This window comes from Collinsella sp. BM28 (genome assembly GCF_054551995.1).
Window position 1 is genome coordinate 440,979 of record NZ_JBTOLJ010000001.1, and the last position, 25,597, is coordinate 466,575.

General features: G+C 60.8%; 19 protein-coding genes and 5 tRNA genes. 21 read left to right on the forward strand and 3 right to left on the reverse strand.

The features are described 5' to 3' along the window. Positions 1-123: 123 nt before the first annotated feature. The 17 genes from cysS to ACX9NZ_RS01915 all read left to right on the forward strand — a co-directional run bounded on the left by cysS (position 124) and on the right by ACX9NZ_RS01915 (position 12,564). Positions 124-1,596 carry a cysteine--tRNA ligase gene (cysS, locus tag ACX9NZ_RS01835; RefSeq protein ID WP_118654307.1) on the forward strand — a complete coding sequence of 491 codons (1,473 nt, stop codon included), beginning with the start codon at positions 124-126 and terminating at the stop codon, positions 1,594-1,596. 238 nt (positions 1,597-1,834) lie between these two features. Beyond that, positions 1,835-2,809 carry a 23S rRNA (guanosine(2251)-2'-O)-methyltransferase RlmB gene (rlmB, locus tag ACX9NZ_RS01840; RefSeq protein WP_302741405.1) on the forward strand — a complete coding sequence of 325 codons (975 nt, stop codon included), beginning with the start codon at positions 1,835-1,837 and terminating at the stop codon, positions 2,807-2,809. Positions 2,810-2,884: 75 nt separating this feature from the next. Beyond that, positions 2,885-3,583, forward strand: a complete 699-nt coding sequence (locus ACX9NZ_RS01845; RefSeq protein WP_407496760.1) for an NYN domain-containing protein — start codon at positions 2,885-2,887, stop codon at positions 3,581-3,583. 48 nt (positions 3,584-3,631) lie between these two features. Next, positions 3,632-3,706 (forward strand) — tRNA-Thr (locus tag ACX9NZ_RS01850). 706 nt (positions 3,707-4,412) lie between these two features. Then, positions 4,413-4,496 (forward strand) — tRNA-Tyr (locus tag ACX9NZ_RS01855). 5 nt (positions 4,497-4,501) lie between these two features. Further along, positions 4,502-4,577: transfer RNA gene (locus ACX9NZ_RS01860), tRNA-Thr, on the forward strand. Between the two features lie 3 nt (positions 4,578-4,580). Further along, positions 4,581-4,657: transfer RNA gene (locus tag ACX9NZ_RS01865), tRNA-Met, on the forward strand. A 96-nt stretch (positions 4,658-4,753) separates the two neighbouring features. Then, complete coding sequence (gene tuf / locus ACX9NZ_RS01870; protein WP_118654303.1) at positions 4,754-5,944, forward strand: elongation factor Tu; 1,191 nt, start codon at positions 4,754-4,756, stop codon at positions 5,942-5,944. A gap of 265 nt (positions 5,945-6,209) precedes the next feature. Continuing rightward, a complete protein-coding gene (gene rpmG, locus ACX9NZ_RS01875; protein ID WP_006720939.1) occupies positions 6,210-6,359 on the forward strand; it encodes a 50S ribosomal protein L33 in 150 nt (49 codons plus the stop codon). 14 nt (positions 6,360-6,373) lie between these two features. Then, positions 6,374-6,449: transfer RNA gene (locus ACX9NZ_RS01880), tRNA-Trp, on the forward strand. 75 nt (positions 6,450-6,524) lie between these two features. After that, positions 6,525-6,782: a preprotein translocase subunit SecE gene (gene secE / locus ACX9NZ_RS01885; RefSeq protein WP_407496757.1), complete on the forward strand. Its 258-nt coding sequence runs from the start codon at positions 6,525-6,527 to the stop codon at positions 6,780-6,782. 4 nt (positions 6,783-6,786) lie between these two features. Continuing rightward, a complete protein-coding gene (gene nusG, locus ACX9NZ_RS01890) occupies positions 6,787-7,326 on the forward strand; it encodes a transcription termination/antitermination protein NusG (RefSeq protein ID WP_118654301.1) in 540 nt (179 codons plus the stop codon). 125 nt (positions 7,327-7,451) lie between these two features. Continuing rightward, complete coding sequence (rplK, locus tag ACX9NZ_RS01895; protein WP_118654300.1) at positions 7,452-7,880, forward strand: 50S ribosomal protein L11; 429 nt, start codon at positions 7,452-7,454, stop codon at positions 7,878-7,880. A gap of 95 nt (positions 7,881-7,975) precedes the next feature. After that, positions 7,976-8,686 carry a 50S ribosomal protein L1 gene (rplA, locus tag ACX9NZ_RS01900; RefSeq protein WP_118654341.1) on the forward strand — a complete coding sequence of 237 codons (711 nt, stop codon included), beginning with the start codon at positions 7,976-7,978 and terminating at the stop codon, positions 8,684-8,686. Between the two features lie 203 nt (positions 8,687-8,889). Next, positions 8,890-9,240 (forward strand): PadR family transcriptional regulator, encoded by a 351-nt coding sequence (locus ACX9NZ_RS01905; RefSeq protein ID WP_459389426.1) that lies wholly within the window; start codon positions 8,890-8,892, stop codon positions 9,238-9,240. Further along, the gene (locus ACX9NZ_RS01910; protein ID WP_407496752.1) at positions 9,237-10,373 is read left to right on the forward strand and encodes a permease prefix domain 1-containing protein; all 1,137 of its coding nucleotides are present in this window, start codon (positions 9,237-9,239) and stop codon (positions 10,371-10,373) included. Before ACX9NZ_RS01905 ends, ACX9NZ_RS01910 begins: the two co-directional genes overlap by 4 nt. A 274-nt stretch (positions 10,374-10,647) precedes the next feature. Then, positions 10,648-12,564 (forward strand): hypothetical protein, encoded by a 1,917-nt coding sequence (locus tag ACX9NZ_RS01915; protein WP_459389427.1) that lies wholly within the window; start codon positions 10,648-10,650, stop codon positions 12,562-12,564. Here ACX9NZ_RS01915 and ACX9NZ_RS01920 read toward each other — a convergent pair. Continuing rightward, a complete protein-coding gene (locus ACX9NZ_RS01920) occupies positions 12,516-14,105 on the reverse strand; it encodes an IS3 family transposase (RefSeq protein WP_407496995.1) in 1,590 nt (529 codons plus the stop codon). The genes ACX9NZ_RS01915 and ACX9NZ_RS01920 overlap by 49 nt on opposite strands. A 551-nt stretch (positions 14,106-14,656) precedes the next feature. Between ACX9NZ_RS01920 and ACX9NZ_RS01925 the strand changes: the two genes are divergently transcribed. The 4 genes from ACX9NZ_RS01925 to ACX9NZ_RS01940 all read left to right on the forward strand — a co-directional run bounded on the left by ACX9NZ_RS01925 (position 14,657) and on the right by ACX9NZ_RS01940 (position 23,628). Beyond that, on the forward strand, positions 14,657-20,293 hold the full coding sequence (locus ACX9NZ_RS01925; protein WP_407496711.1) for an LPXTG cell wall anchor domain-containing protein: 5,637 nt from the start codon (positions 14,657-14,659) through the stop codon (positions 20,291-20,293). A gap of 79 nt (positions 20,294-20,372) precedes the next feature. Further along, positions 20,373-21,923 carry a SpaH/EbpB family LPXTG-anchored major pilin gene (locus ACX9NZ_RS01930; protein ID WP_407496713.1) on the forward strand — a complete coding sequence of 517 codons (1,551 nt, stop codon included), beginning with the start codon at positions 20,373-20,375 and terminating at the stop codon, positions 21,921-21,923. Between the two features lie 12 nt (positions 21,924-21,935). Further along, positions 21,936-22,889 carry a class C sortase gene (locus ACX9NZ_RS01935; protein WP_302741448.1) on the forward strand — a complete coding sequence of 318 codons (954 nt, stop codon included), beginning with the start codon at positions 21,936-21,938 and terminating at the stop codon, positions 22,887-22,889. Continuing rightward, positions 22,861-23,628, forward strand: a complete 768-nt coding sequence (locus ACX9NZ_RS01940; protein WP_407496715.1) for a hypothetical protein — start codon at positions 22,861-22,863, stop codon at positions 23,626-23,628. The genes ACX9NZ_RS01935 and ACX9NZ_RS01940 overlap by 29 nt, the downstream gene beginning before the upstream one ends. A gap of 146 nt (positions 23,629-23,774) precedes the next feature. On the opposite strand, the gene ACX9NZ_RS01945 is transcribed toward ACX9NZ_RS01940, so the two are convergent. Both ACX9NZ_RS01945 and ACX9NZ_RS01950 read right to left on the reverse strand, forming a co-directional pair. Continuing rightward, positions 23,775-24,545: a mechanosensitive ion channel family protein gene (locus tag ACX9NZ_RS01945; protein WP_294122368.1), complete on the reverse strand. Its 771-nt coding sequence runs from the start codon at positions 24,543-24,545 to the stop codon at positions 23,775-23,777. 151 nt (positions 24,546-24,696) lie between these two features. Beyond that, positions 24,697-25,536: a MerR family transcriptional regulator gene (locus ACX9NZ_RS01950; protein WP_304292301.1), complete on the reverse strand. Its 840-nt coding sequence runs from the start codon at positions 25,534-25,536 to the stop codon at positions 24,697-24,699. Positions 25,537-25,597: the final 61 nt, after the last annotated feature.

Genomic DNA, 25,597 nt, shown 5'->3' on the forward strand with positions numbered 1-25,597 from the left:
TCGGGGGCGTTTCATCCGCCGCGAGTTCCGCACGCAAAGCAGAGTCCAGCGGACTCTGCGTCTTGCGCAGGACTGTCCGAGCGCCGGATGAAACGCCCCCGAGCGACCCAGGAGGAGTTGCTTATGAAGATCTACAACAGCGCCACCCATCAAAAAGAAGAGTTCCGCCCCATCGAGGAGGGCAAGGTCCGCATGTACGTGTGCGGCCCCACTGTCTACGACAACATCCACATCGGCAACGCCCGCACGTTCATCAGCTTCGACGTGATTCGCCGCTGGCTCATCGCGAGTGGCTACGAGGTCACGTTCGCCCAGAACCTCACGGACGTCGACGATAAGATCATCAACCGCGCCAACGAGCAGGGCCGCACGGCCGAGGAGGTCGCGACTGAGTTCTCGGACAAGTTCATCGGTGTCATGCGCGCCGCCAACGTGCTCGACCCCGACGTGCGCCCCCGCGCCACCAAGGAAATCGGCGCGATGATCGGCATGATCAAGACGCTCATCGAGGGCGGCCACGCCTATGCGGCCGACAACGGCGACGTGTACTTCTCCGTCCGCAGCGATCCCGCGTATGGCGAGGTGTCCGGCCGCAACATCGATGACCTCATGGTCGGCGCCCGCATCGAAGAGAATGAGGACAAACGCGATCCGCTCGACTTCGCCTTGTGGAAGGCCGCCAAGCCCGGCGAGCCCAGCTGGAAGAGCCCCTGGGGCGAGGGCCGTCCCGGGTGGCACACCGAGTGCGCCGCGATGGTCCACCGCTATCTGGGCACCCCGATCGATATCCACGGCGGCGGCTCCGACCTCGCCTTCCCGCACCATGAGAACGAGTGCGCTCAGGCCACCTGCGCCTGGCACGAGGGTTTTGCCAACACCTGGATGCACACGGGTATGCTGCTCGTTGACGGCGAGAAAATGAGCAAGAGCCTGGGCAACTTCTTCACGCTGGCCGAGGTGCTCGAGAAGCACTCCGCTGCGGCCCTGCGCCTGCTCATGCTGCAGACCCACTACCGCAGCCCGCTCGACTTCTCCTGGGAGCGCCTCGAGGGCGCCGAGAACTCGCTCGCGCGTATCGCGGGCACGGTCCGCAACCTCAAGTGGGCTGCCGACCATGCCGAGGGTGAGCCGAATGCCGAGCTCGCCGAGGCCCTGACCGCCGCCATGAGCAAGGCTGCAGCCGATTACGAGGCCTGCATGGACGACGACTTCAACACGGCCGGGGCCGTCGCCGCGTACTTCCAGCTCGTGACCGAGGCGAACAAGTACCTTGAGCAGGCGGCTGGTGCTGTTGACGAGGACGCCTCCCGCGTGTGCGCTGCCGTGATCTCCGGCGCGCTCGCGCAGCTGGGCGTTGAGCTTCCCGTGATCGAGGAGCCGCTTCCGGTTGGCCTGCTTGGCGTGGCCGCTGGCCTTACGGGCTATACGGGAGACGATATTGACGAAGCCGCCGAGAAGATCCTCGAGGCTCGCGCCGCCGCTCGCGCCGCGAAGGACTGGGGCACCGCTGACGCCATCCGTGACCAGCTGCGCGACATGGGGCTGGCGATAGAGGATACCGCCTCCGGCTCCCGCATCAAACACCTCGCTTCCTAGGGCACCCCACCTTGCCCCTCACTCGTCGGTCGGCGCCCTAAGGCGTCCTCCCTCCTCCTTCGGGGCAATCTGGGGCACCCTAGGAAGCGAGGATTTGGGCACGCCGTCTTGCCGTTCAATCGTCGGGCGCCGCATCCGACCCCGGGTGCGGCGCTCGTGTGTAAATTGGGGATGGGTGCAGTTTTGCACGCCGGGATGTGACAATGTCGCTGAATGATTCATAGCGAAGGGGGCCGAGATGGCACAGGGGAAGCGCCCGCAAAGGGGCGGAGACTATCAGGGCAAACCGAAGCGCGTCAATGAGAGCCGCTCCAAGACGCCGCGTAGTCACGATCAGAAGTCCGCAGGGCAGCAGCGTCCCGTCAGGGCCCGCGGCCAGCAGTCCCGCGATGTCCAGCGAACCACGCAATCCCAGGCGGCTCCTCGACGCCGCGACGTCCATGTTGCAGAGGGGAACTACATCGAGGGCCGTCGCGCGGCATTCGAGGCGCTGCGCACGGGCTTTCCCATCAAGCGTGCCCTCATCGCCCAGGGAGTGGAGGGCGAACCGGCTATCCGTGAGTTGCTCGCGGGCCTTGGCGAGGCAGGCGTGAACGTCAAGAGCGTCCCCCGCGCACAGCTTGACGCCATCTCCAGTCACGGGGCGCATCAGGGTATCGTGTTCGAGGTGGGCAGGTTCCCCTACGCGGACCTTTCCGATATCATCGCCGCCGCCCCCGCCGACCGTCCGGCGCTCGTTGTGGTGCTCGACCATGTGACCGATGCCGGTAATTTCGGCGCCATCGTGCGTTCCGCCGAGGTCGTGGGTGCCTCTGGCGTCGTCATCCCCAACAAACGCGCTGCCGAGGTGACAGTCGCCACCTACAAGACGTCGGCTGGCGCGATCATGCACCTGCCGATCGCGCAGGTTCCCAACATAGCCCGCGCGCTCGAAGACCTCAAATCCGCTGGCTTTTGGGTCGGTGGTGCCACCGAGCATGCCACCGATGTGTGCTGGGATGCGCCATTCGAGGGCCGCGTGGCGCTCGTTATGGGATCGGAGGGCGATGGCATCTCGCGTCTGGTCCTCGACACGTGCGACTTCACCACTAAGCTCCCCCAACTCGGTCAAACCGAGAGCCTCAATGTGGCCCAGGCCGCCACGGCTTTGTGCTTTGAATGGCTGCGTCGCAATCGCACGACGTTGGTGGATGCACCGGCGATGGGGGAGTAAGAGGTCATGCACATCAAATTCACGGCACTGCCACGTACAATGCGCTGCGCGGCACGGAATGCGGGGGAGTAGGACATGACCAAAAAGAACCGCCAAAAGTCAAAGGCCAAACGCTTTGGCGAGGGTTCTGCAAAGCCCATTGTCGATGCCAGCACCTACGGCGTGGGGAACGCGTTCGCCGGGCTCAATGCCACCAACACGGCGGGCCCCGTAGTCCCTCCGCGCGGTGTGCGCTCGGGCAAAAAGGAGCTGCTCGTCGTCGACGGCTACAACGTAATTCATGCCACGACCAAATACGAGGGCCTCATGTTCGATCGTGGTGACCATCCGTACTCCACAGATCTCTACGACTGTGCCCGTGAGGCGCTCATCAACGATGTCGCCGCATTTGCAGGCCGCCAGTACGAGGCAGTCGTGGTGTTCGACGCCGCGGGCAACGTGTCTCCCGAGCGGCCGAATCTACCCCAGGGAGGCGTGCGAATCGAATTCTCCCCCACGGGCGTCACAGCCGATACGGTCATCCAAGACTTGTGCACAAAAGCGCGCGAGGAGGGGAGGGCATGCTCGGTGGTTACCAGTGACGCCATGATCCAGGCCACGGTCATGGGGCATGGCGTCACGCGTATTTCCGCCCGTATGCTCGTTGAAGAGATTGGCGATATGCAGCGCGACTTCGAGCGCGCACGTGAGGAGAATGTGGACATAAAGCTCACGCTTGGCAGCAGGCTCAGCCCCGAGTCCCTCGCCAAACTTAAGTCCTTGCGCGGCAGGTAGAGCTCGGCTATCCTAAAACGGCTTCGCATGTGCGAACGTGCCAAGCGTGCCAGCGTGGCTCAACGGTAGAGCAACTGATTTGTAATCAGTGGGTTGCGGGTTCGATTCCTGTCGCTGGCTCCATTGAGGTGAGAAGTCCGGTGCCATTTGCGGTGCCGGGCTTTCTGCTATGACGGGCCGGAATCGAACCCGGTTGCGGGCGCGGAGCTGAGGCAATGCAAAGCATTGACCAGCGCAGCGCGCAAGGGCCGTGAGGCCCGCAGCGGAAGGAGGGCGGCGCTAACCGCCCGGCGATTCCTGTCGCTGGCTCCATTGAGGTGAGAAGTCCGGTGCGATTTGCGGTGCCGGGCTTTCTGCTATGACGGGCTGGAATCGAACCCGGTTGCTTGCGCGCAGTGTGAGGAATCCGCAGTTTGAAACAGCTGGGACATTTCAAACTGCGGATTCCTCACATAAAAGGGCCTGGTAATGTGATTTATCATGGGTTTGAAATACCAGGGTCATTTCAAACCAACGTTTTCTCACACCGAGCACGGGATCCTACCGAGCACGGGATCCGGCCGAGCCGAGCACAGATCTGTACGGACATCACGCCCCAGCGCTGCATCCTCCTAAAGTGCTTGCACGGAACATGCGTGCACATGAGCTGAGAGAGTGGCAATCACAGGTCCAACACATCAAGAATATGGCCATTGACCTGCAATGCGATACGCCCGGACACGTGTATATAAAAGCTTTTGTTGACATGGCCGGTTTTCACGTTTTATTATTCCATTCGCTCGAGCACGCAACGAGGGAAACCAAGGACCGTGGTTGAGTTTGACAGACTGGGGATGTGGCACAGCGGCAACTGCGGCGGACTGTAAATCCGCTCCCTCTGGGTTCATAGGTTCGAGTCCTATCATCCCCACCAGTCAGGCCTGTATAGCTCAGTCGGTAGAGCACTTCGTTGGTAACGAAGAGGTCACCAGTTCAAGTCTGGTTGCAGGCTCCATCTGGCGGTGTAGCTCAGTTGGTCAGAGCGCACGGTTCATACCCGTGTTGTCACTGGTTCGAATCCAGTCACCGCTACCAGGTAACTAGGGCGGCTTCCGAGGAAACGAGGGGGCCGCTTAAGTTAAGTAGGGACTTGCTCCAAAAGGGGGCAACCTTTTCCAGAAGGAGGGCTTCATGGCCAAGGAAAAGTTTGAGCGCACTAAGCCGCATGTTAACATCGGCACCATCGGTCACGTTGACCACGGTAAGACGACCCTGACCGCTGCCATCACCAAGACTCTGTCTGAGACCGAGGGCTGCAAGGCCGACTTCACCGCCTTCGAGAACATCGACAAGGCTCCCGAGGAGCGCGAGCGCGGCATTACGATCTCCGTTTCCCACGTTGAGTACGAGACCGCCACTCGTCACTACGCTCACGTTGACTGCCCCGGCCACGCCGACTACGTCAAGAACATGATTTCCGGTGCTGCCCAGATGGACGGCGCTATCCTCGTTATCGCCGCTACCGACGGCCCGATGGCCCAGACCCGCGAGCACATCCTGCTCGCCCGTCAGGTCGGCGTTCCTTACATCGTCGTGTTCCTGAACAAGTGCGACATGGTCGACGACGAGGAGCTCATTGACCTCGTCGAGATGGAGACCCGTGACCTCCTCTCCGAGTACGAGTTCCCGGGAGACGACCTGCCGATCATCCGCGGTTCCGCTCTCGGCGCCCTCAACGGCGAGGAGAAGTGGATGGATTCCGTCCGCGAGCTCATGAAGGCTGTTGACGAGTACATCCCGACGCCTGAGCGCGACAACGAGAAGCCGTTCCTGATGGCCGTTGAGGACGTCATGACCATCTCCGGTCGTGGTACCGTCGCTACCGGTCGTGTCGAGCGCGGTGAGCTCAAGCTCAACGAGAACGTTGAGATCGTCGGCATCAAGGAGACCAAGTCCACGGTCTGCACCGGCATCGAGATGTTCCGCAAGTCCATGGACTTCTGTGAGGCTGGCGACAACGTCGGCCTGCTGCTCCGCGGCATCAAGCGTGAGGAGATCGAGCGCGGCCAGGTTCTCTGCAAGCCGGGTTCCGTTACCCCTCACACCAAGTTCACTGGCGAGATCTACGTCCTGACCAAGGACGAGGGTGGCCGTCACACCCCGTTCTTCGATGGTTATCGTCCCCAGTTCTACTTCCGTACCACCGACGTGACTGGTACCGTGAAGCTGCCTGAGGGCACCGAGATGGCTATGCCTGGTGACCACATCACCATTACCGGCGAGCTCATTCACCCGATCGCCATGGAGGAGGGCCTGCGCTTCGCTATCCGCGAGGGTGGTCACACCGTGGGTTCTGGTATCGTCTCCACCATCATCGAGTAACCTACACTCGCTGATCTAGGCGTATTTAAGGGACCCGGCGCCGCATTTGGTGCCGGGTCTTTTTTCTGCCAGTCTCGTACCTAACGCGCCAAAGGTGTTGGGTATTCTCACGTCTGTGCTGCTTTTCACGGCCTTTTGTATAAGAGTTGTGAATCTCATTTGCAGAATAGACGCGGTAATACCAATGGGATTGACAGCATTACCAAGATGATGGTATTGTTAGCGACCGTGCCCGCAACGGGGCAGTACATGGAGGTTTAGATACATGCGCACTATGGTTACCCTGGCTTGCACCGAGTGCAAGCGTCGTAATTACACGACCACCAAGAACAAGGCAAACATGCCTGATCGCATGGAGATTAAGAAGTATTGCCCTTGGTGCAAGAAGCATACGCTGCACAAGGAGACTCGCTAGTCTCTTTCGCATACACGCCAGTAGTTCAATTGGTAGAGCAACGGTCTCCAAAACCGTCTGTTGAGGGTTCGAGTCCTTCCTGGCGTGCCAGTCTTTAATCCGTAAGCCTCCTCGCGAGGCTTACGGTTTTCAATGTATAGGCGCATTGCGCGGAGGTAAGCCATTATGGCCAACAAGAAGAGCACCAAGACGCCTGCGAAGGCGAAGAAGTCAGACAAGAAGCCTGGCCTCATTGCCCGCGGCAAGGCATACATGGCCTCTGTTCGTTCCGAGATGAAGCGCGTTGTGTGGCCTACCAAGAACGAGCTCGTCAACTACACCGTCGCCGTTTGCGCCTCACTGATTGTCGTTGGCGTATCGATTGCCGTTCTCGATCTTGTCATCAGTGAGGGCCTCGTGCTCTTTGCCAGCTTGAGGGGGTAAGCAGATGTCCAAGCGCTGGTACGTCGTACATACCTACTCTGGGTACGAGAACCGTGTCAAATCCGATCTTGAGCATCGTATCGAGACCATGGGCATGCAGGATCGTATCTTCGACATTCAGATTCCCACCGAGCGTGTCACCGAACTTAAAGAGGGCGGCAAGCGCGATGAGAAGGACGTCAAGATCTTTCCCGGTTATGTGCTCGTCCGTATGGAGATGGATGACGACGCCTGGACTTGTGTTCGCAATACGCCCGGCGTCACCGGTTTCCTCGGTGGCAGCGGCAAGCCCGCTCCGCTTTCCCGTGACGAATACAACAAGATGATGCGTAAGACCGACAAGGGAGCATCTGCACCCAAGCGTGCTGTCGTCGATATCGAGGTCGGGTCTTCAGTTCGCGTCATCTCCGGCCCGCTCTCTGATTTCGACGGTAAGGTCTCCGAAGTCATGCCTGAGTCTGCCAAGGTCAAGGTAACGCTCATGATCTTCGGCCGCGAGACTCCCGTTGAGCTTAGCTTCGACCAGATCACGGTCATTGCCTAAGCATTCCCGTTTGTTTGTCCGCGCTTGAGCGCTTCGGCCCCGACCGCTCATCGGTGTCCGTGCTTCTAGCGAACGTGCGCTGACGATATTTGATTTCGATATTCCACGTTCAAGGAAGGTGTGACATGGCAGAGAAGAAGATCGCCACCGTCATCAAGCTTCAGATTCCGGCCGGCAAGGCCAACCCCGCTCCGCCCGTGGGCCCCGCCCTTGGTGCCGCGCAGGTCAACATCATGCAGTTCTGCCAGGCTTTCAACGCCGCCACGCAGGACAAGATGGGTGACATCATCCCGGTCGTCATCACCGTTTTCGAGGATCGTACCTTCGACTTCGTGTGCAAGACCCCGCCGGCGGCTCACCTCATTAAGAAGGAGCTCGGTCTCAAGGGCGGTTCCGCCGTTCCCCAGCGCGATAAGGTCGGCCAGCTCTCCGATGAGCAGCTCACCAAGATCGCCGAGATCAAGATGCCCGATCTCAACGCCAACGACATCGATGCGGCCAAGAAGATCGTCGCCGGTACCGCCCGTTCCATGGGCGTCACCATTGCCGAGTAAGTATTTGCTCGCTCGTTATTAGGTAACTCGCACGCCAAAGGGGCGTGTGAACGATGTGGGAGGGTTCGCCCGCTTGCACCACAGGAGGTATTGACATGGCTACTAAGCATGGCAAGAAGTTCCGCGAGGCTGCGGCCAAGGTTGATCGCGCCGCCGTCTACTCTCCGCTTGAGGCCGTGAAGCTCGTCAAGGAGCTTTCCGCCGCTAAGTTCGACGAGACCGTTGAGGCTCACTTCCGTCTGGGCATCGACACTCGTAAGGCCGACCAGAACATCCGTGGCTCCATCTCCCTGCCCCACGGCACCGGCAAGACCGTCCGTGTCGCTGTCTTCGCCGAGGGTGCTCAGGCTGAGCAGGCTGCCGAGGCCGGCGCTGACGTCATCGGTTCCGACGAGCTGATCGCCCAGATCCAGAAGGGCGAGATCAACTTCGACGCCGCCATCGCCACCCCCATGATGATGGCCAAGGTTGGTCGCATCGGTAAGATCCTCGGCCCCCGTGGTCTCATGCCCAACCCCAAGCTGGGCACCGTGACCATGGACGTTGCCAAGATGGTCTCTGAGCTCAAGGCCGGCCGCGTTGAGTATCGTGCCGACCGTTACGGCATCTGCCACGTGCCGCTGGGCAAGGTCTCCTTCGATGAGCAGAAGCTCGTTGAGAACTACGCCGCCCTCTACACCGAGATCCTCCGCGTCAAGCCGGCTTCCGCCAAGGGCAAGTACGTCAAGAGCATCTCCGTGTCCTCTACCATGGGCCCTGGCGTCAAGGTCGACTCCGCCGTTCAGCGCAACTTCATGGAGGCCTAAGCGATACGTCGCTTCCTACATATGACTCGGAAACCCGGTTCGCCCCGTGCGGACCGGGTTTTTCTTTAGGTCTAGTAAACCGGCGGCAATAACCGCTCACGTCATTCTGGCTACCGTCTACCTTCTAGTAAAGAGTACATCGACACACATAGTACTATGTAGTAAAGTAGTTTCACAATCCAAGTACGAAGGAGGTGGCCGATGTGGCGACACGAGATTCAGTGAGCGATTTAATTAGGGGAAATATCGATGCGATTATCTTAAAAACTCTTTCAGGCGCTGATAGCTATGGGTATGAGATTCTCAAATCCGTTGCTACAGTGAGTCATGGCGAGTACGAGATGAAGGAGCCATCGCTCTATACGAGCCTTAAACGCCTTGAGATGCAGGGTTATGTCGAAAGCTACTGGGGAGACGAGACGCAAGGCGCTCGACGTAAGTACTATCGCATGACGGTGGAGGGCGCGCAGGAGCTGACTGACGCGACTGAACGTTGGATCCATGTGCGTCAGATTATCGATAGCTTACTGCTGCAAGATGGGAGCGAACAATGAACGAACTTCGCATGTACGTTGAGCACCTCTTTGAGGGCAGGGTACTCACGGCGGAAAACATTGAACTCAAGGAAGAAATCTACGGCAACATGGTTGCCCGCTATGAAGATCTGCTCGAAGACGGACTTTCTGCCGAGGAGGCTCTTCGGCGCACCAAGGAGAGCTTTACGAGCGTCGATGATGTGCTTGCCGAAGAGGGTGCGGAGCACGTTGTGCTTCCCGAAGTCGATGCATCGATCGAATCGGTGGTCCCCCTTGATGATTCGGACCAGCTGACTGCAACGTCTGATCCGGTTGTGACGCATGGATATCCCACGCCTGTTACGGAATCCGGTTCTGCCGTCCTGCATCCGCAGCCGAGCCAATCGGTCGAGCGTCGCCGTATATGGCCACTCGTCCTTATATCGGTCGCGGGGATTATCATCTTTTTGCTCATCGGCCTCGTTGGCTGCAATATGGTGCGCGGTATTGAGAGCCTGGGTGCCTTCACGGGTAACCATGGTGACAGCGTGAGTATTGATGAGAGCGGAGTGCATGTCCAGGGCGGGGGCAGTACGGTTGATGTGACCCCTGATGGCGGCGTTTCCGTCTACAAGGAAGACTCCGGAGTTGTGGTCGATGCGAACGGGCGTGTATACCTGGATGGCGATGTTGCCGACGAGTTGACCAAGGAGGTCGTAAACGCTTCGAGCAATGACGTGCTGACCTACGTGAACAGCAGCCTGAGTGATGTTGATGGGCTGGGGGCGCTTCTTATCAATCTGCCTATGGGCGAGTGTAGCGCCAATCTTGACGTGACGCGCGGCAGCGGCGTGCTGCGCTTTGATTACCTGCGTGTTCCCGATTATGTTGACGGGGATTCCATCGATTTGGCGCTTGCATACAACGCGACGGTGCTCTTCTGTGTGGTTCCTGACGTGCAGGAGATTCAGGTGACGCTCACCGAGAGCGATGATCCCCATGATGCTGATTACTACGTGTTTAAACGTGCCACAGTCGAGGAGATGTACGGCGTTTCCCTGAACGCCGATATGGTGAACGAGGCAGGCTGGGATCAGCTCAAGCGCGATAACCTGTACAAGCACGATGTTGCGGAGCATATAGTCGACCGCGCGGAGAGCGCAGGACAGTAGGCTCTCAAAGAGCGGAACGTATTGCGGCCGTCGCAGTAATGCGGCGGCCATTTTTATGAATTGAAATGCTGTGAAATATGTAACGTATGTGAACGGCGCAAGACGATAACGAACGCCGCGCTTCTACAACACGCATGAGCTGGGTCAGTTAATACCAACCGAAATACTAGTAATATAAGTGAACAGTTTCTAATTAATGAATCGGTATATCAGTGATGTAATTTGCTAAGGTGGATAATACATGTGTACACCATGCCTCAGGGGGAGGTTCGTTTTGTTTCGTAAGGCTGTCATTGGGTTGCTGATCGCCTCATGCTCGCTGGGGTCATTCCCCGCCGGCGTTGGCGCCTATCAGGCAGCTCAGGCGTGCGACAAAATCGAAGCGGCCCTTGCGGGCTATTCCCTTGCCCAAGCCGATATGAAGACGCGGATGGAGCGAGCGAACACCGAGGTGGAGGCCAGCGCCGAGGTTGTCGCAGGCGCCGATGCATGGACGCCGTCACCCCTCGCTTCGGATTTGGAGCGTGGGGGGGGGTATTCCCAGGTTGTATCGAATGAGCCTGCAGTAGGGTCGAGCGGGCACGATGTAGCTGCGGTAAACGACGAATTGCCCGATGGGGTGCAGAGCGCTTCCGAATCGGAACAAGGCAATCTGAGCGCAACGGATGGTGCGCGCGAGGATTCCCCGAATGAGCAAGATGAATCGGACGTCGCGCAAAGCGAGCTCTCCAGCTCCGATGGGGTAGGGGAGCCTGTTGCCCGCGCGACCGAGGGTGCCGACGGGCAGGATGACGCTGCTTCGGGCACGGTTTCGGATGCGGAACAAGACGCTGCGCAGATTGAAGGCGCCGAGGTCCTGCAACAGGGTGACGGCGAAACGACCGGCAACGTGCTGGTTGCCGATCGCGCTGCGGTGGACCCGCTGGGCGGCCGTGACTTCGTGGGTCAGGTTGTCAAAGATATCAACGGAACAAAATACATCCTTATCGGCAACGAGCAGCAGCTGCGCGCGATTGGGTCGAATAAGCATGTCGTAGGGAAGGTATTTAGTCGAACAGAGATTCTTGGAATGCCAGGGCCGTGGGAGCTTGAATACGCGGGCGATGCCGATATCGATGTGGGCAATAAACTGTCGGACACGAATTACGGTGACTCGCTGATTATCGGAAAAGAACACTGTGGCGTCGATGCTTCTGGAAACATGGATACCAAGGCGAGCCCTAATACCGGTCTCGTGTACTCGGCAACGGCCAATTACATCATTTTTCGCGATATCGACGTGAGCTCTGGTGGAAACTGGACGCCCCTCATGCTCCAGGGAACCATGACGGGTGCGGTTGCGGCAGAGGGTGAAAAGATTTGGGATGCCACTGGCAGCACCATTCTTGCTACGGGGCGCCCTTCGATTTCGGGCGTTAATGTTGACATCCAAGGAGTGCTGGACACTTCGGAGTATGCTGGCGTTGGCTTTTTCGGTACGGTTTCGAGTCCGATGAACCTTAACAGCATTGGAGTTTCGGGGGGAGTTGCTCGTGTGAGCAATATCGCACTCGTGGCTCCTCAGGTGAATAACGCGACGACGCGCTTCAAGGATGTCCCCGATAATCTTGTTGAACTTTTGACGAGTTTGCTCGGTGGTTTGCTCGGCGGCGTAGGCGACTTGCTGTCTTTGCTGCTCAAAACTATAACCGTAGGCAATCTAGAAATTGATCTGGGCGACGTGTTGCGCGGCTTGCTTAACTTGCGCAATGCCGACCCATCCACCACGGCATCCGGTACATTCGCCGGTCGCCTTGTGGGCGATGTGCGTATAGAAAACTGTGAAGTGGTCAATGCTCCCGATGGCGCAGCTGCCCGCGTCACGAGTTCCTGGGGAATGACTGGCGGATTCGTTGGTTATTCGGAGGGCATGACCGAATACGATGGCCTCTCGAAGATCCTCGGGTTTACAGTTGATGCTCTCGAGACGATTCTCAACGCCGTTCCTGGTCTTGGCTTGGGTGATCTCATTAAACTCTTGCTCGCAAACAACATTCTAGATGTTAAGAGCCTGATCCCTACGGGGTACAAAAATCCGGTGATTTCGGAATGCTCGGTTTCGCTTTCTCAGGAGGGGCTGCGGCGGAAAAGTTGGACCGTTCCCTACGCTGCAAGTCCCAGGCTCCGACGGTACTGCGCCGGGCTCATGTAGCCCAGATTGCTCTTGAGCCTCCCGTCACGGTACCACGACAGGTAGGCATCGAGCCTGCCCATGAACTCCTCCATGGTCACCCCGGACCAGTCCTGCCCATAGAAGAACTCCACCTTGAGCCTCCCGAAGAAGCCCTCCGCCCTCGCGTTGTCCGGGCTGCACCCCTTCCTGGACATCGACCTCACCAGCCCATGCTCCTCGCATATCCTCAGCCAGCCGGGCCAGCGGTAGTGGCAGCCGCGGTCGCTGTGCACCTTGGGATGCTCGCCCTCGCGCAGCTGCCTGCATGCCTCCAGCAGCGAGGAGTTCGCCATCTCGGCGTCGGGGGAGGTGGACGACGACCAGCTGATCGGCATGCCGTCGAAGCAGTCCACGATGGGCGACAGGTACACCTTCCCTGCCGGGATGCGGAACTCCGTCACGTCGGTGACCCACAGCTCGTTTGGCCTGTTCGCGCCGAAATGGTGCTTCCCATCCTCGTCCCTCAGCAGGTTGCCGGGGGCCTCCGATATCTCGCCCGCATAGGAGCTGTAGCGCCTCCTCCTCTTGGGCGCGCGGGCGGCGAGGCCCTCCTGCCTCATGATGCTGCGCACGGTCCACTCGCCGATCCCCGCATCCGGCCCGGCCCCGGAGTTGACCTGCGCATATATGCGCCTGTATCCGTAGGTCCCGCCGCTCTCCTCGAATGCGGCCCTGACGGCCTCCCGGGCGGCGGCGCGCTCCGGGCCCTCGCCCCTGGCCAGGGCCCCCTTCGCGTACTCATAGCTGCTCTTGGCCATGCCCACGGCGGCCAGCAGCTCCCGGAGGCTCCACCTCCCCCTCAGCGCCTCCACCATCGACGCCTTCTCCCTGTTCGTCAGCCGGTTCGGGTCGGTGCCCGGGTCTTTTTTTACGATCTCGAGGGTCGCCTCGCGCACGTCCAGCTCGAGCTGCACCTGTCTGAGGCGCGCCTTCGCCTCTCTCAGCATGTCCTGCAGCTGCCCGATGTCGTCGGGAAGCTCGTCGATCTCCTTGGCCACGGGAAGCCCTTTCTCCTGGTGTCTCCCTCCATTATGGCCCATGATCTCCCTGCGCCATGCGTAAGGCGCGGTCCGCGACACGCCGTTCCGCTCGGCGACCTCCGCCGCCGTGCCCGTCCTGGCCTCGAGCTCCGCGACCACCTGCACCTTCCTTTCCAGGGGCACGGGGCCCCGATCCGGGCTCGGGCCCCTGCGTTTCCTCTGGCCCGGCGCATATTCGTCGATCCACTCGCCGAGCAGCTGGCGGCTCTTGGGATAGCCGAGCGCCCTCGCCGTCCGTGCCAGGCTCCTGCCATGGCCGAGGTAATAGTCGACCGCGGCGCGCTTCATCGCGTCGGTGTATGTCGGGTCGGAGACGGACTTCCGGACAGGCACCACGCCGGTCCTCTCGTATTCCCTCCACCAGCCCCTGAGCGTCCCCCGGTTGGGATACCCCAGCTCGGCAATTGTGTCAGCATAGCTATGGTCGAACCTGATGAATGTCTCGAGGGCGCTCCTTCTCTGCTCCTCGCTGTATGCCATGCGATGGCCTCCTTGAACTCCTTTGGTCCAAGTTCTCCACCGCAGTCCCGGACAGTCCTGTTGGCTTGTCGACGACAGACAAGAACGGCGGCTTTATTGGTGAACAGTCGGGCACCATTATCGTGTCTTGCGCGGTGAACTCTCCCGTGATGGTAAAAGCGCGTCTGTTCGCTGGTGGTTTTTCTGGCGTTGCTCGTAATGGGGTAATGAAGGGCGCCTTGTCCGACCTGGGAGTTGAGCTTGTCAGGGTGGCGCAGCCCCAGAGCGTTACTCAGGAATGTTCGGTTGTCGCTGGCGCTTCGGTTGAGGCTGCCAGTTATGCGGGCGGATTCGCAGGCGCTTTCTCCAATAGCTATAGCATCAACGACACCATTTCGGGGCCTGTTGCGGTAAGGGCGACAATCCATTCTGAAGAATCGGGCGATGAAGCTAAATCTTACGCTTTGGCGGGCGGGTTTGCAGGTGCTGCGACGCTCGGCTGGGTGAGTGATTTAGGTAAATCGGAGAATGCACCTGAAGAGAATAATCTGATCGGTTTAGTTGGCGATCTTTTGACGGATGTGCTTGAGGGCAAGGATTCCGACGGTAGACGCGATGCCCTCTTGACTCTTTTGGGCGTTGACGAATCCGCCATTCTGGGCGCGAAGATATCTGGCGGCACGATTACGGTTGAAAGCGCCGGCGATTATGCGGGTGGTTTGTTGGGCCGTGGCGACGGCACGCTTGTCGCCGCGTCAGATGACGCCCATTGTTCGAAATTGAAAATCTATAGCCGCGCCGACGGTCTTTTATCGAAGCCGAATACGCCTCGTGGAAATACCATATCGCAGTTGGCTATGGTGAAAGCAAGTGGAAGCCATGCTGCGGGTGTTGCTGGGTTGATGGGTACCGCTTCGGTTGGCGGTGTTCTTGATAGGACCGTCGGTCTGGGCGGCTATCTGCCGTTCGAGCTAAGCGATGTCACGGTGGCGGGCGTCGCGGAGGGCGCAACGGTGACTGCGGCCGACTCGTATGCGGCCGGTGCCGTTGCCGAGGCTGCGGGTGGATCGTGCACCAACGTGCATATTAAAGACATTGCGTCCGTGCAGGCGGGCACGCACGCCGGCGGTTTCGCGGGCGTTATGGGTCCTGGCAACTTGGCGGGTAGCGGTGGTCTTGACCTACTTGGTCTTGGCGCTGTGAGCGTTAAGGGCCTGCTTGCCGTAAGCGAAGGCGTGAACGTGACGGCGGAAAACTGCACCGTGGCGGGCCATGCAAACGGGTTCACAGTGGCGGCAACGAAAGACACCGCGCCCTTGGCCGGCGTTTCCGCAGCAACGGCAGGCGGCTTTGTGGCCGACAATCATAGCGGCCAGCTGTCGAACTGCAACGTGACGGGCCTTCATCGCGTGACGGCCGATGCCGACAACGGTGCGGCCGGCGGCTTTGTGGGCAATTCCGAGACGGGCGGCTTGGCCGATGTGGCAGATGACACGTCCATCCTTGCGCTCGGCTCCATTTCCGGCCTGCTCAATGCCGTTCCGTATCTCATTCCGAAATACAGCGACTGCAACGTGACCTATGCGGGTGACGCTGCCGTCGCAGCCGACAAAGCCGGCGGCTTTGCGGGCGTGTTCCGCAGCGGCGTGGTGGAAGGCAAGCCCGCCGATGATACGGATGCCGACGAGTGGGCCGTTAACAACCTGAAGAGCGTCGAAGGCGGCGGCTATGCAGGCGGCTTCGCGGGCTTGCTTACTTCGGGCGCGCTTGCCGCAGCGGCCGATGGCGGCGGCGGTCTGAGCATTCTGGGCGGTCTCAAGGGGCTGAAGGTCGATGTGTCCAATTTGCTTAGCCTAATCGACGCCTATGTTGCCACGGTGTCGGATGCGGGCGTGAATTCGCCTGATGGTTTCACGGTGAGTGCCAGCCGCGTCGACGCGCTTGACGCGAATTCCGGTGCGGCGGGCGGCTTCGCGGGCTATGCCTCGGGTGTCCAGATTTCCAACTGTGACGTGAGCAAGATCGCCCATACGGCGATCGAAGACCCCGCCGATCTTGAGGCCGACGCGATCGATGCCTATTACGACGCAACCACGCCGTGGGCCATCGACGGCCTGCGCTATGCAGGCGGCTATGCGGGCCGCCTAGACATCGGCTCCACCGCATCGGTGGGCGAAGGCCTAGGCATTCTGGGTACGGCCATCAACCTGACCGACGTGCTCTCCGCACTCAATGTGATGGTTTCCACGGTCGAGCATTCCGATGTCTACGGCATGCCGGGCGGCTATGCGGTGCGTGCCACCACGGCCGACGGCACCGAGGGCTACGCGGGCGGCTTCGCGGGTCGAATCACTGGCTCGCATGTCCAGGATTCGAGTGCCCATTCGTTCTCGCACGTGGTGGGTCGCATCGCTGCGGGCGGCTATGCCGGCGGCATGGAGCCTGGCAGCGCGGCCGAAGTGCTCGGCGGCGGTGAAAGCAGCATTCTGAAAAAGCTCGTCAACATCGACAGCCTGGCGAGCCTGGTGGAAAGCTTTGTTCCTACAGTGCGCAATAGCTCCACCGACTGCGTGCCCTGCGGCGGCGTGGTGCGCGCGCAGGCGGCATCCGACGGCACCACCATGCGCGGCATGGCGGGCGGCTATGCCGGATACAACGAGGGCGGCCAGATTTGGGGCAACGATACGCGCGATTGGAAAGCGGCTGCATACACCGGTCCCACGCGCACGGCGTTCGCCGACCGCATGCGCTCAGTGTTCGGCACCGAGGTCGCGGGTGGCTACACCGGCATCATGCGTCCTGCCGATACGGCCGATACAGGCAGCCTGAGCCTGCTGTTCGGCCTGATCAAGGTTGACACGCTGGCCTCGGCGCTGTCGGTGGTCTATCCCACGCAGCGTCAGACGCGCGTGACGGGTCCGCTTTCCGGCATCGATGCAAACACCTGGAACACATGGGTCGATTACGTCGGCGTGAACGGCGGTTTCGGTGCCGACCTTGCCCAGACCGGCAAGGTGAACTCGCAGGAAGAGCTGGACGCCAAGCTTGCCAACTATATATACGGCTACAACGTGGCGGCGGGCCGCAGCGCCTATAGCAACGCAGCCAACGAATGCGACGGCGGCGTGGCCGGCGGCTACGTGGGCATTATGCGCAGCGGCGTGGTCAGCGACGGCGCGGCAAGCGATGCCAAGACCGTACGCGCCATGCGTGCCGCGGGCGGCTATGCGGGCTTCATGGAAAGCGGCGGCGCGGCCAATCTGGGCGGCGTGAGCATTCTGGGCCTCAATCTCAACCCGGGCCAGCTCGTTTCGGCTGCCGAAGTGTTCGTGCCCAGCATTCAGGGCTCGTCTTCCACGACGGGCTATCGCGAGGGCATGACGGTGCAGGCCCGCGGCATGGGCAGTGCCGAAAACGACGAGAAGTACGACCTTGGCCATGCGGGCGGTTATGTGGGCTATGCCGAAGGCGCGCAGATCTGGGGCGATACCGAAAGCGCAACGGGTTGCAACGTAGGTAACCTGCGCCTGGTGAAAGGCACCAACACGGTGGGCGGCTATGCGGGTACGGCGGCTCCAGGATCTGCGGCAGACGCGAACACCCATGCAAGCAACGGTCTTTTGCAGGGCATTCTGGATACTGTCATCGGCCAGCCGGGCGATGTTGCTAATGTGCTCGAGGCAACCATGACCACCATCCGCGGTGCGTCTGTGACGCCTGCCAATGAGGCATGGGGCTTCGTGGTTGACGGCTCGTATCAGCGGGCCGGCGCAACCGGGTTCGCCACGGCAGCGGGCGGCTTCGTGGGAAGTTGCGAATCTGCCGTGCTGGGCAGCAAGGAGGGCGCTTCGAAACTTTCCGTCAACGGTCTGCGCGGCGTTTCCGGCGGCAAGAACGCTGGCGGTTTCGTGGGTCTTGCCGACGTGGGCAGCGTGGCTGACGTGGGCGGCACCGATGCCGGCACTAACAAGACATCCATCTTGGACCTGATCGGCCTGGGCAACGTCAGCGTGCTGGATGCGTTCCGCAGCTACGTGTACCACGCGAGCGTGACGGGCGTGGCAGACGGCGCCCAGGTGCGCGCCAACACGGCAGACAAGGTGGGCACCATGGATTCGTTGCGCTACTTCGGCAACGCGGGCGGTTTTGCCGGCAGCTTGTTGAACGGCTCTGTCAAAGATTGCACCGTGAGCGCGCTTTCCACGGTGTCGGCTCCTAGCTACGCGGGCGGTTTCGCAGGCTATATGGGCAAGAACTCCACGGTTGATATCGATGAAGCTAGCGTGGGTATCGGAAAGATATTCAATCTGCTGAAGCTACAGGCAGGCGTACTGGACGTGTGGGGGTCGCATGCCGACCGTTGCCGCGTGGAAGGCGTTGCCTCCGGCTTCACGGTAACCAGCGGCGCCGATGCCGGTCAAGACATTGTGGAACAGGGTAACGATGCCGCGCAAAACATCGCGGGCGGTTTCGTGGGCCTGGGCGATTTGTCCAAGATCGACGCCTGCGAGGTTTCGAATCTGGGAATCGTGCGCAGCGATCAGGTTGCGGCGGGCTTCATCGGCCAAACCGACATGTCGTTCATTGCGAACACGGAGGTCGATTCCGCTGTGGTTGAGCTGCTGCTGGTTATTGTTGACCAGCTGGTACGGGCTCTTCACGGGGACAAGCTTCAGAACATTGATCTGGCAAACTTCAGCATCACCGGTTTGGATAAGCTGCTGAATTTGAAAATTCTCTCTGACGGCGATTTGCTCTACGTGAATCTGCTGGGCCTGCGTATCGGCGTGGCGCTTGCCAAGCCCGATCCGAATAACCCGACGCAGTCGGATGCGGTCATTGTTACGATTGGCGATTCCTCCATCAAACTGCCATGCAATAAAAATGGCGTGATAAGGGATGGCAAAACCGAGGCGAATCTTAAAATCACGCTCATCAAGGGCAACCGCACCGCGGTGACCAATTCCAAGGTCACGGGTGCGCATGCGGGCTACGATGTATTCGGCGGAGGCGCCACGCAGGATGCCGACGGCGCGCCGGTGGAAGGCGTCCTGCCCGGCAACGTGAACCAGCGTCCCGACAACGCAGGCTATGCCGGCGGCTTCGTGGGCCACAACAAAGAAGGCCTGTTCGAAGGCAACCAGATGGTCTATTGCGACGTGGTGCGCGGCACCGCCGAGCTGGTGGGCCCGTTCTCGGGTATGACCAATCTCGAGTCGAAGTATTTCAAAGACGCAAGCACCATCGAGGGCAAAGACAACGAGGGCCGCTACAACCTGTATTCGATCTATCGCGACATGAACGCCGCGCTGACCGACGCCGTGGCGAAGGTCGACGGCACCTTCTCGCACGCGCAGCAAGACACGGCGAGCGGCACGGACTACAACCGCTACGAGGTGCAGCACTACGACAAGATTTCAAGTTTCGACGAACTTGAGGGCGCCGTCATGCAGGGCGCCGCGGGCACTATGCCGGTGGCTATGGACGCCTATGTGTCTCCCGCGAAGGCCGTGCTCATGGATGACGCGCTCAATATTCCCGGTACGGGCGGCATCACGCCCGAGCCGGGCGAGGGCCAAGACCCGTGCTCCGCGCTGGTGGACATCACGCTGCAGAAGGTGTGGATGGACAACGGGAATGCAGGCAACACGCGCCCCGACGAAGTAACCTTCAAGCTCAAGCGCACCTACACCAACGCCGCTGGCGTGGTCGTGGACGACCCGACGTTCGGCACGAATGGCGTGCTCGAGGTGAAGCTGACCGCGGCCGATGCCTCAGAGTGGTCCGAAACCTGGCGCAAGGTGCTGACCGGCCTGCCTGTGGCGTTTGAAGACACGACGGTCGATCCGTCGGTTGTGCGCTACTACACCTACTCGGTGACCGAGGTACGCGTGGGGGCATACGACGCGACGACCCATTACAGCTACGCGATTGACAACGACGATACGGGCTACGTGATCACCGTTACCAACACCTTGCCGCTGCCCGAGACAGGCGGAAGTGGCACCTGGTGGATAGTACTTGCGGGCGGCATGCTGCTCGCGTGCGCTGCCTACGAGCGCAGGCGGCGATCCGTTGCATATGCCGGGTACGCACCCAGACATGCCGCTCGTGAGGCAACCGGTGCGCCCCATTGGTTGCGGTTTGGGATTGCCCGCGACCCGCGCAAGCACCTGAGGCATGCGCGTGCGAATCGTCGGCGGAAGTAGGTGTCTCCGCGGTGCCCATGGTGCGCCGCGTCAGATAGGTAGGTATTCAGGTCATGCGTTTGAGGGAAGGAATGATTCAATGAAAACGATGACAAAACGCATCGCCAGCATGGCGCTGGCGACAATCATGGCGGTGGTGCTGCTCGCGAGCGCCCTGCCCACGAAGGCCTTCGCGGCCACCACGGGCAATCTGACCATCACGAGCCAGAGTGCCGAATTCGACGGCAAAGACGTCAAGGCGTGGCAGATGTTCTCCGCCACCGCTACCGCTGACGGATCCAATGCGAGCTACACGCTTAATGCGGCATGGGAGCAGTTCTTCACGACCGAAATTGGCGGCAACATGACCGGTCTGTCCGATGAAGGGCTCTCTCAGGCGGCAATCGAGTACGTGAACGCTCTTGGCGCCAGCGACAGCGCCAATGTGATCGATTTCGCCAAGAAGGCCTCCGACTGGGCGAAGAAGCAGAACATCCTGGCAACCGCTACCGTTACTGCTACTGCAAGCGGCAATAGCTACGTTGCTACGTTCACGGGTCTTGCTTTGGGCTACTACGTGGTCTCCCCCGAGGGTGGCTCCACCGCTGATCGCGGAACCGACGCCATCCTGGCGAACGTGGTCAAGGCTGACCAGAACGTGAACCTCAAGAGCGAGTATCCCACCATCGAGAAGACCGTTGATGGCAACAACCATGCAGACGCTCAGGTTGGCGACACGCTGAACTTCGAGCTGAAGTCCAAGGTTCCCAACATGACCGAGTACACCACCTATGTGTTCAACTTTGTCGATACCCTGTCCAAGGGCCTGACGCTTAACCAGAACAGCATCAAGGTGACCATTGGCGCTTCCGAGCTTCAGAAGGACGTCGATTACACCGTCTCTGCCACGGGTGGCAATAGCGCTGCTACCGAGCTGAAAATCATCATGACCGACTTCAAGACGGAGCATGGTGACAAGGCTGGCCAGGAAATCAAGGTGACCTACTCTGCAATCATCAATGAGCATGCCGTTGCTGGCCAGGATGACGCAGGCAACAGCGCGAAGCTCGAGTACAGCAACGACCCCATCAAGGGTGGTACGGGTACTTCTGTTCCCAGCGTGACCCACGGCTACACCTTCGACTTCGACATCAACAAGACCGACGGCATGGACGGTTCCGCCCTTGCCGGCGCTGTCTTCCAGCTGCAGAAGAAGGGTGAAGGCACCCCGATCAAGCTGATTGTTGAAAACGCTGGCAACGAGACCCAGCCCGCCATCGTTCGTCCTGCCAAGACCGGCGAGACGGGCCAGGCTGTTGACACCATCACCACTCCCAAGAGCGGTAAGATCACCTTCGAGGGCCTGGACGCCATCGCCTACCAGCTCGTCGAGACCAAAGCTCCCGACGGATACAACAAGCTCAAGGATCCCGTCGACGTGACGATTGCCGCAAATTACGATCAGGATGGCGTGCTTCAGAGCTGGACGGTGAACGGCGGCGGTAACGACGTTGCTCTTAACATCCAGAACAACAAGGGCACGCTGCTCCCTGAGACCGGCGGCATGGGCACCATCCTGTTCACGCTCGTTGGTGCGGCTGCCATCGGCTACGGCATCTACCGCAAGCGCACGGCCAAGCACGTTGCGTAATCGGGTTCAGCAATGAAAAAGCCCCGCGACTGGTTCTCAACCTTGGCGATCATCGGCGGTTTGCTGCTGGTGCTCTACCCGACCATCTCGAATGTGCTCAACTTGTTCAACGCCACGCGCGTGCTCGAGCAGTATAGTGAGGCGGTCGACGAGCTCACCGATGAGGAGGCGGCGCAGCTCATGGAAGCTGCCCGCGTTTACAATGCCAAGCTCGCGGGGCTTTCGGGCATCCCGGCTGCCAAAGGTGGCTGGGATGCCATTGAGCCCTCGATGGCTGCCGAGCTTCGCGAGGAGTACAGCAGTCTGCTCGACCTCACGGGCACGGGTGTGATGGGCTACATCACCATCCCACGCCTCGACGAGACCATGCCCATTTACCACACCACCGAGGAAAAGGTCCTGCAGGTGGCCACGGGGCACATCGAGACCTCGTCGCTGCCGGTGGGCGGCGCGTCTACCCACGCGGCGATCTCCGGCCACCGCGGTCTGCCCTCGGCCAAGCTCTTCACCGAGCTCGACAAGATGCAGCTCGGCGACATCTTCTACGTCCGCGTTCTCAAGGAGACCTTCGCCTACCAGGTGGACCAGATCCTCACGGTGCTACCGGAGGAAACCGAGGCGCTTGCCATCGAGCCGGGTGCGGACTATATGACGCTCGTCACCTGCACGCCCTACGGCATCAACTCGCATCGGCTTCTCGTGCGGGCGCACGCGATTCCGTATCTGCCCTCCATGGAGGGCGAGGTAGGCGTGATGGGGAACCCCATCAATCTCTCGTGGCCGCACGTGGCCCTGGTTGTGGGGCTGGTGCTCGCCGCGATCGTGCTGGCAAGCTTGCGGCTGCGGCACGAGCAGAAGCGCGAGGGCTCGCAACGCGGTGCGTATGGGAGCGAAGCGGGCACGACGTACGGACGATCGAAGGGAAAGGAGGACGAACATGCGCGTGGTGGACGGCATTTTGCTTAAGCGGGGATTCGTGTTCGCGCGTCACCGGTTGCATCTCAAGCGCTCGACGTTTCCCTCTGTCCGCATGAGACTCGTCCTCTTGTGCGTCTGCGCGGCCCTCGTCCTGTGCGCTACCCCAGCCGTCGCATCCGCTGCTCCCACGGGCTCCATCACGTTGAATTGCTCGGTCGAGCGCGACGGGGTGGACGCGCCGCTTGCGGGGGATCGCTACGCGGCGGTCTTGGTTGCCCGTGCCTCGATTGACGGGGATGGCGTGCACTACAAGGTGCTCGACGCCTTTGCCTCCGCGGATTGCGCGTGGGCGGAGCTGGACGCGGCCGGGCTGCGCGATAAGGCGCGAGAGGTCCATGACCTGGCGCTTGACGCCGCCGTGAACGCCGCGGACACGCTCAGCACTAACGCGAGCGGCATCGGCTCTGTGTATGGGTTGGAGCCGGGCGTCTACCTGCTCTATCGTACGGAGGCGGCACCTGCCAATGCCGACACGACTGTCGACCCGTTTTTGGTGAGTGTCCCCACGCTGGTGAACGGGGTTCTTGCCTACGAGGTGACGGCGTATCCCAAGTTCGGCTTTGGGGACGACGAACCCGACGCTCCTGAATCTGGGAAGCCCGGCCAGGGTGACTTTGTTCCCTGGCTCGACCTACCCACCACGGGCGACCTTCAGATGATCGTCGTGGGGGTGCTGGTCCTTGCCGGCGGCGCGATGTTTGCCCTCGCTCGCCGCATCACCCGCTAAATCCGACGCCCCGCCGTTTACAATCGGGGACGTAGTCGTTTTGTAAATCGTGCGTGCCGAGTGTACGCCGAGTGTGCGCCAGAGGGGATGGGTACTTTTGGCACGGCGACTCGGCACGGCGCCTTGGCACGTCGCCTTGGCGCACCCTAAACCAGCGTGGCGATGGCGCGTACGATGGCATCGGCCGCGGCTGAGGTCTTGGACGCATCCTCGACCTGCAAGATGATCTTGCCCTTGATGCCCAGTTCGGAAATCTCGGAGAACAGTACGCGTGGCCCGTCGATGACGGGGGAGACGCCACCGGCGGCGGTGCGCGCGAGCGCGATGAGCTGCTCGGCAAGACCATCCATATCGTCGGCACGAGCACTCCCGTCCTCGCCTAGGCGCGGGACGGCAAACGGAACGGTCACGCGGCTGGCGGGCAGCAAATGCACGAGGGCGGTCTTCGAAATGATCGAGTTGGGGATGATGACGGTCTGCCCCATGGCGTCGCGGATGGTGGTGTGGCGCCAGGTGACGTCCTGCACCACGCCGCGCTCCGCGCCGACCTCGATGTTATCGCCAGGGGTGACAATTCCCATGAAGGTCACCTGAAGCCCGCCGATGAGGTTGGACAGCGTGTCTTGAAAGCCGAGCGAGACTGCGATGCCGCCAACGCCAAGGGCCGCCACGAGCGCGTTCGCGTTGACGCCAAAACACGCGTCGAGGATGATACTCGCCCCCGTTGCCCAAATGACGCCGCGCGCGATGTTGACGATGATGCTCGAGCTGGGCAGCGGGTTGCTGTCGCGGTCGAGGAAATGCTTGAGTGCGCGGCTGGCGATGCGCGCAACAACGGCCGTCGCCGCGATGAGCGCGATGGCCCACAAAATGCTCTGCACCAAAGGAATCTTAAAAAACGAGATCATGGCTTCCATGGACGGCTCCTCGTATGTGTGCGCGGGTGCGCTGCCGCGATGCTCGCATGGGGGTGCGCGCCTCGCGGGTGTAGCGTGTCGAACATGGAGAGTGTGCCCATTCGCGCGCACTTTGAGACGGTGCGCACCCGTTTGCAGGGCAAGAAGCGTGTCAGCCTTCCCGGGGAACGGCGCCCTCGCGCTCGGCCATGCGCCTTGTGAACCTCAGGAACAGCTCGTCCGAGACGGCAATCTGCGCATCGTTGTAGTGGACCATGGCCATGTTTTCGAGCATACGCTCGTAGTCCTTATCCGGTCGCAGCCAGTTTGCGGCATCGAAGCAATCGGAGATCTTGTCGAGGAACGCCATGCCCGCCTCGATTGCCGCTTCGCGCTCACGCGGCGTCGCGTCGCTCGGCAGCCCGTCCATGAGGTCGCTCACGTGCAGGTACGCTTCGGTGAGGTTTCGTTGCGGAATGGCGCGGAAGATGCGCTCGATTTCTGCGAGCTCGCCATCGGAGTAGAGATGGGCCGCAATGCCCATGGCGACGCGGTCATCGTCGGTGAGGGCGCTCAGAAGGAAGCCGAATTCGTGCGCGGAGCGTTCAAAGGAGTCGATGGCATCGAGCACGCGGGCGGCGCGCTCGGGATAGTCGGGGTCTGCCTGGCGTGCGCGGATATGGCGGATGAGCTCGCGCTGATGCTTAAGATGGGCGATCTGCTCGTCAAGCTGACGGTCGAGATCGTCGAGCAGGCGGTCCGCTCGTGCGCCTAGGTCCTCGCCCTCGCGGCGCTCCGCGTCGAGTTCGTCGAGCATGGGCCCGATTTGATCGAGGGAAAACCCGAGTGAGGCGAGCTGACGGATGCGCAAGAGGCGCAACAGGTGCACCGCGTCGTAATCGCGGTAGCCGTTGTCCCCGCGCGGGGGCTCGGGCAAAAGCCCGATGGCGTGGTAGTGGCGCAACGTCCTCACGCTCACGCCTGCCATGCGCGCCAGCTCGCCACTCTTCATGCTGTTCCCCATTTCTCCTATCGCATCTATCCGATCTTGTACCCGTCCGCGTGATGTGTCA

Bases quoted from the DNA above. Each gene is read 5' to 3' on its own strand.
- cysS (WP_118654307.1), top strand. From the start codon at position 124: ATGAAGATCTACAACAGCGCCACCCATCAAAAAGAAGAGTTCCGCCCC.
- rlmB (WP_302741405.1), top strand. From the start codon at position 1,835: ATGGCACAGGGGAAGCGCCCGCAAAGGGGCGGAGACTATCAGGGCAAA.
- ACX9NZ_RS01845 (WP_407496760.1), top strand. From the start codon at position 2,885: ATGACCAAAAAGAACCGCCAAAAGTCAAAGGCCAAACGCTTTGGCGAG.
- tuf (WP_118654303.1), top strand. From the start codon at position 4,754: ATGGCCAAGGAAAAGTTTGAGCGCACTAAGCCGCATGTTAACATCGGC.
- rpmG (WP_006720939.1), top strand. From the start codon at position 6,210: ATGCGCACTATGGTTACCCTGGCTTGCACCGAGTGCAAGCGTCGTAAT.
- secE (WP_407496757.1), top strand. From the start codon at position 6,525: ATGGCCAACAAGAAGAGCACCAAGACGCCTGCGAAGGCGAAGAAGTCA.
- nusG (WP_118654301.1), top strand. From the start codon at position 6,787: ATGTCCAAGCGCTGGTACGTCGTACATACCTACTCTGGGTACGAGAAC.
- rplK (WP_118654300.1), top strand. From the start codon at position 7,452: ATGGCAGAGAAGAAGATCGCCACCGTCATCAAGCTTCAGATTCCGGCC.
- rplA (WP_118654341.1), top strand. From the start codon at position 7,976: ATGGCTACTAAGCATGGCAAGAAGTTCCGCGAGGCTGCGGCCAAGGTT.
- ACX9NZ_RS01910 (WP_407496752.1), top strand. From the start codon at position 9,237: ATGAACGAACTTCGCATGTACGTTGAGCACCTCTTTGAGGGCAGGGTA.
- ACX9NZ_RS01920 (WP_407496995.1), bottom strand. From the start codon at position 14,105: ATGGCATACAGCGAGGAGCAGAGAAGGAGCGCCCTCGAGACATTCATC.
- ACX9NZ_RS01930 (WP_407496713.1), top strand. From the start codon at position 20,373: ATGAAAACGATGACAAAACGCATCGCCAGCATGGCGCTGGCGACAATC.
- ACX9NZ_RS01935 (WP_302741448.1), top strand. From the start codon at position 21,936: ATGAAAAAGCCCCGCGACTGGTTCTCAACCTTGGCGATCATCGGCGGT.
- ACX9NZ_RS01940 (WP_407496715.1), top strand. From the start codon at position 22,861: ATGCGCGTGGTGGACGGCATTTTGCTTAAGCGGGGATTCGTGTTCGCG.
- ACX9NZ_RS01945 (WP_294122368.1), bottom strand. From the start codon at position 24,545: ATGGAAGCCATGATCTCGTTTTTTAAGATTCCTTTGGTGCAGAGCATT.
- ACX9NZ_RS01950 (WP_304292301.1), bottom strand. From the start codon at position 25,536: ATGAAGAGTGGCGAGCTGGCGCGCATGGCAGGCGTGAGCGTGAGGACG.